This window comes from Pseudonocardia sp. TRM90224 (assembly GCF_021245725.1).
Lineage (GTDB): Bacteria > Actinomycetota > Actinomycetes > Mycobacteriales > Pseudonocardiaceae > Pseudonocardia.
Genome location: NZ_JAJGSX010000097.1, coordinates 1 through 3,318 on the forward strand (window position 1 = coordinate 1; position 3,318 = coordinate 3,318).

Sequence of the window (3,318 nt, forward strand, 5' to 3'; positions counted from 1 at the left end):
CGAGGCGTTGAATGGTGTGCTATATTCACCGAAATTGGTTGGTGTTGCGTCCACCGGTTGAATCCGCCCAGTACACCGCTGTCGCGATGACCGAAGCATTGGCCGAGGCAGGGATCTCCGGATCGATCGGAACGGTAGGAGATGCACTGGACAACGCGTTGATGGAATCGACGATCGGGCTGTACAAGACCGAGCTGATCAGCACCCGCGATCGTGTCCGGAACTGGAGTGGGCGCGCCGAGGTCGAGCGCGAGACAGCCGAGTGGGTTCACTGGTACAACAACGAAAGAATCCACTCGTCAATCGAGTACAGGGTCAACGGTGATGAGAGGAACAGATGATCGCCTTCATCGTAGAAAGCCGGCGGTGCGAAGGCGCCGCACACCGCGACCAGCAGGTGGGCGCCCAACTCCGGGTCAGTCGGGCACGATGACGAGGCGGCTGCCGCGCAGGTCGGTCCGAGTCCACGCCTCCTCGATCCCGCTCAGCGCCATGGTGGCGACCGGGACGGCGAGCCGGCCGCTGCGGACCCATCCGACGACGTGCTCGACGGCCGCCGCCATACCGATCGACATGTTGCGGGCGGCTCCGTAGATCTCCAGCCCCGAGGTGCGCAAGGCGTCGCCGGTGAGCTCGATCGTTCGGCCGGCTGATTCGCCGACGTGGACCAGGCGGGTCGGCTTCGTCGGCAGGGCGAAGGCGTCGGGAACCAGAGCGAGCGTCAGCATCTCGGTGGGGCGCCCCCAGAGGTAGTCGACCACGACGTCGTAACCATCCCCGGCGTGATCACGGTAGGCCTGCAACAGCGCCGCGTCGCTGACCGCGGTGTTGATCACCGCGTCGGCGCCGAGCGCGGGCAGCTCCTCCAGCGCAGTGGCATCGCGACCGACCGCGACGATCCGGCCGGCACCAAGCAGCCGAGCGATCTGCACCGCCAACCGCCCTGCGACGCCGGTGGCACCCTGAACGAGAACGGTCTCACCCGCGATCAGGCCGCCCGCGGTCAGCATGCTCATGGCGCTGATCGCGGACGACAGCGCCGCTACGACCGTCGGTTCGATCCCGTCCGGCATCGGTCTCGCGAACGCGGCCGGCACGGCAACACGTTCGGCAAGCGCTCCGTAGGGCGGCGTGAGGCCACCGAACCCGACGAGCGTCCCGTCCGGCAGGCGACCGACCCCGTCGAAGCACGGGATCGCCGGCAGCGCCGCTTGGAACGGCGCCGCCGTGAAATGGGTTCCGGCCACGATCGCGCGGTCCACGTTCTCGACCGCGACCGCCTCGACCGTCACCAGTACCTCCCCCGCGGCCACATCGGGTTCGCGGAAGTCCCGGTATCGCGGGACGCCACCGCGACGTTCGACGACGGCAGCCTTCATGACCAACCCCTCTCTTACGGTGTTATAGAGATAGGCTCAATGTAACACCGTAAGAGGGCGTGGAGGGTGAGTTGCCGCTCGACCGAGAACAGGTCATCACCGAGGCGCTGCGCCTGGTCGACGAGAGCGGCCTCGACAGCCTCAGCATCCGAACGCTCGGCAACCGCCTCGGCGTCCAACCCCCATCGCTGTACTGGCACGTCGGGAACAAGGCCGAACTCCTCGACGCCCTCGCCGACGCGATCATGGACGAGGTGCTCGCGGCCATGCGCGCAACCGGCACCGACGTTGCCCCGACCTCGTGGCTGCTGACTGCGCTCACCGAGCTGCGCCGTGCCATGCTCGGCCACCGTGATGGCGCGCGGATCGTCGCCGGTGCCCGCTCGTCGCTCCGCCGCGCGGACTTCTCCGAGCTGGCAATGCGCACTCTCGTCGGGCAGGGAAACGACCTGCACCGAGCCCGGCTGCTGGTGCTCGCCGGAGAGCGCTTCACCGTCGGCTACGTCCTCGAGGAGCAGGCACCCACGGACACAGCACGCAACGCTCCCGACGCCGACGACCTACGGCGCCGCTTCCCCCTCGCCGGCCGAGCCGTCTCCGAGTACTTCTCGACCGGCCGCACCGCCGACGACCTCTACCAGGACATCGCCCGACTCGTCCTCGGCCTGCCTCCAAGAGCCGGATCCACCTGAGCCCCTGTCCGGGTGAATCGACACTTCCGGCGCGGTAAGTCGACACCTTCGGCACGGCGAGTCCTGCATTCCGGCGGGCGAGTCGCGCGTTTCGGAGCGGTGAGTCGCGCGTTTCTTCGGGTGGATGTGGCTGGATGTGAAGCGGCGAGATGCCTCCGCTGCCCCGACAGTCATCCGCGGAGTACATCAAGGCCCCGTACGCCGCGACCAGCAGGTGGGCGCCCAGCTCCGTGTGTCCGGCGGTGCATGGCAGTGAGGATCCCGAGCGCCGCGTCGGCCCGCAGCCACCACCCAACGCCGACCCCGCCACGACTCGTCGATCAGAACCTGCAGCCCACCATGCGCCGCCCGCTTGGGTCGAAACCCGAAGCTGCACGCCAGCATGTCCGCCTCAAAGACCGGCTCGAGCACGATCTTCACCGCGGCCTGCACGATCCGATCCCGAACCGACGGGATCGACAACGGCCTGCGCTCTCCCGGGCTCGCAGGTTTCAGAATGAACACCCGCCAAGCCGGCAACGGCCGATAGCCGCCGCTACGCAGATCCGCAGCCAACTCGTCAGAAGCCGGGCAACCCCGTACTCCTCGACGTCAGCCAAGGTGACCTTGTCGATACCCGGCGCGCCATCGTTGCGACGCACCAGGACCCACGCCCGCCACAGAACATCCCTGCGGAGGATCTTGTCCCACAACGAGTGGAACTCCTCGCCCGGGATCAGCCTTGGCCGTCCGGTAAAGCGAATGCTGCAGGGCACGGACCGGATCCCCACGGGATCCCTTCACGGCGGGACTAGCCAACACAGGCACTCACCGGGCCCCTCCTCAACGAACATCCACATCGACGAAGCAGCGGTCCTTCCCTCACCGGCGGTTGTGTTGTCCGCTCGGCTCCAGCAGTACTACCACCGCCTCCGACGCCCACCCGACACACCACTCACTTCCCGGTTTGGCCGGTTATAGAGCACGCAGCTCCAGCAACACAATTCCGCAGGTCACCGGGCCGGGGAGGGCCTCCCCAGTTCCCGCCATCACTATCTGAACGTTCTCCAGCCCCATACGCCGGGGAGTCCTTCAGCGCCTGCAACTCCAGGTCTTCAGCGCCTTCCATGGCCTTCGCCCTGATTTCGGGGGCTCGGCACTCCCTGCACCCCGTCGTCACCGACGGGACCTCTAGCCCCGGTCATTCATGAGGGCAGCGAGTCGATCTTGTGTTTGGTGCTGTGGCTGTGGCCGGCGCCGGTTCTGAT

Annotated in this window: 2 protein-coding genes and 1 pseudogene; 2 read left to right on the forward strand and 1 reads right to left on the reverse strand. The window is 67.2% G+C overall.

What is annotated here, in order from left to right; translation table 11 throughout:
- Positions 1–65: 65 nt before the first annotated feature.
- A pseudogene (locus LL648_RS43535) lies at positions 66–341 on the forward strand (integrase core domain-containing protein); the annotation flags it as partial.
- A 75-nt stretch (positions 342–416) separates the two neighbouring features.
- Here the strand turns inward: LL648_RS43535 and LL648_RS43540 are convergent.
- On the reverse strand, positions 417–1,379 hold the full coding sequence (locus tag LL648_RS43540) for a quinone oxidoreductase family protein (RefSeq protein WP_232668855.1): 963 nt from the start codon (positions 1,377–1,379) through the stop codon (positions 417–419).
- Positions 1,380–1,438: 59 nt separating this feature from the next.
- On the opposite strand from LL648_RS43540, the gene LL648_RS43545 reads away from it, so the two are divergent.
- Positions 1,439–2,071, forward strand: a complete 633-nt coding sequence (locus LL648_RS43545; RefSeq protein WP_232668856.1) for a TetR family transcriptional regulator — start codon at positions 1,439–1,441, stop codon at positions 2,069–2,071.
- Positions 2,072–3,318 lie beyond the last annotated feature (1,247 nt).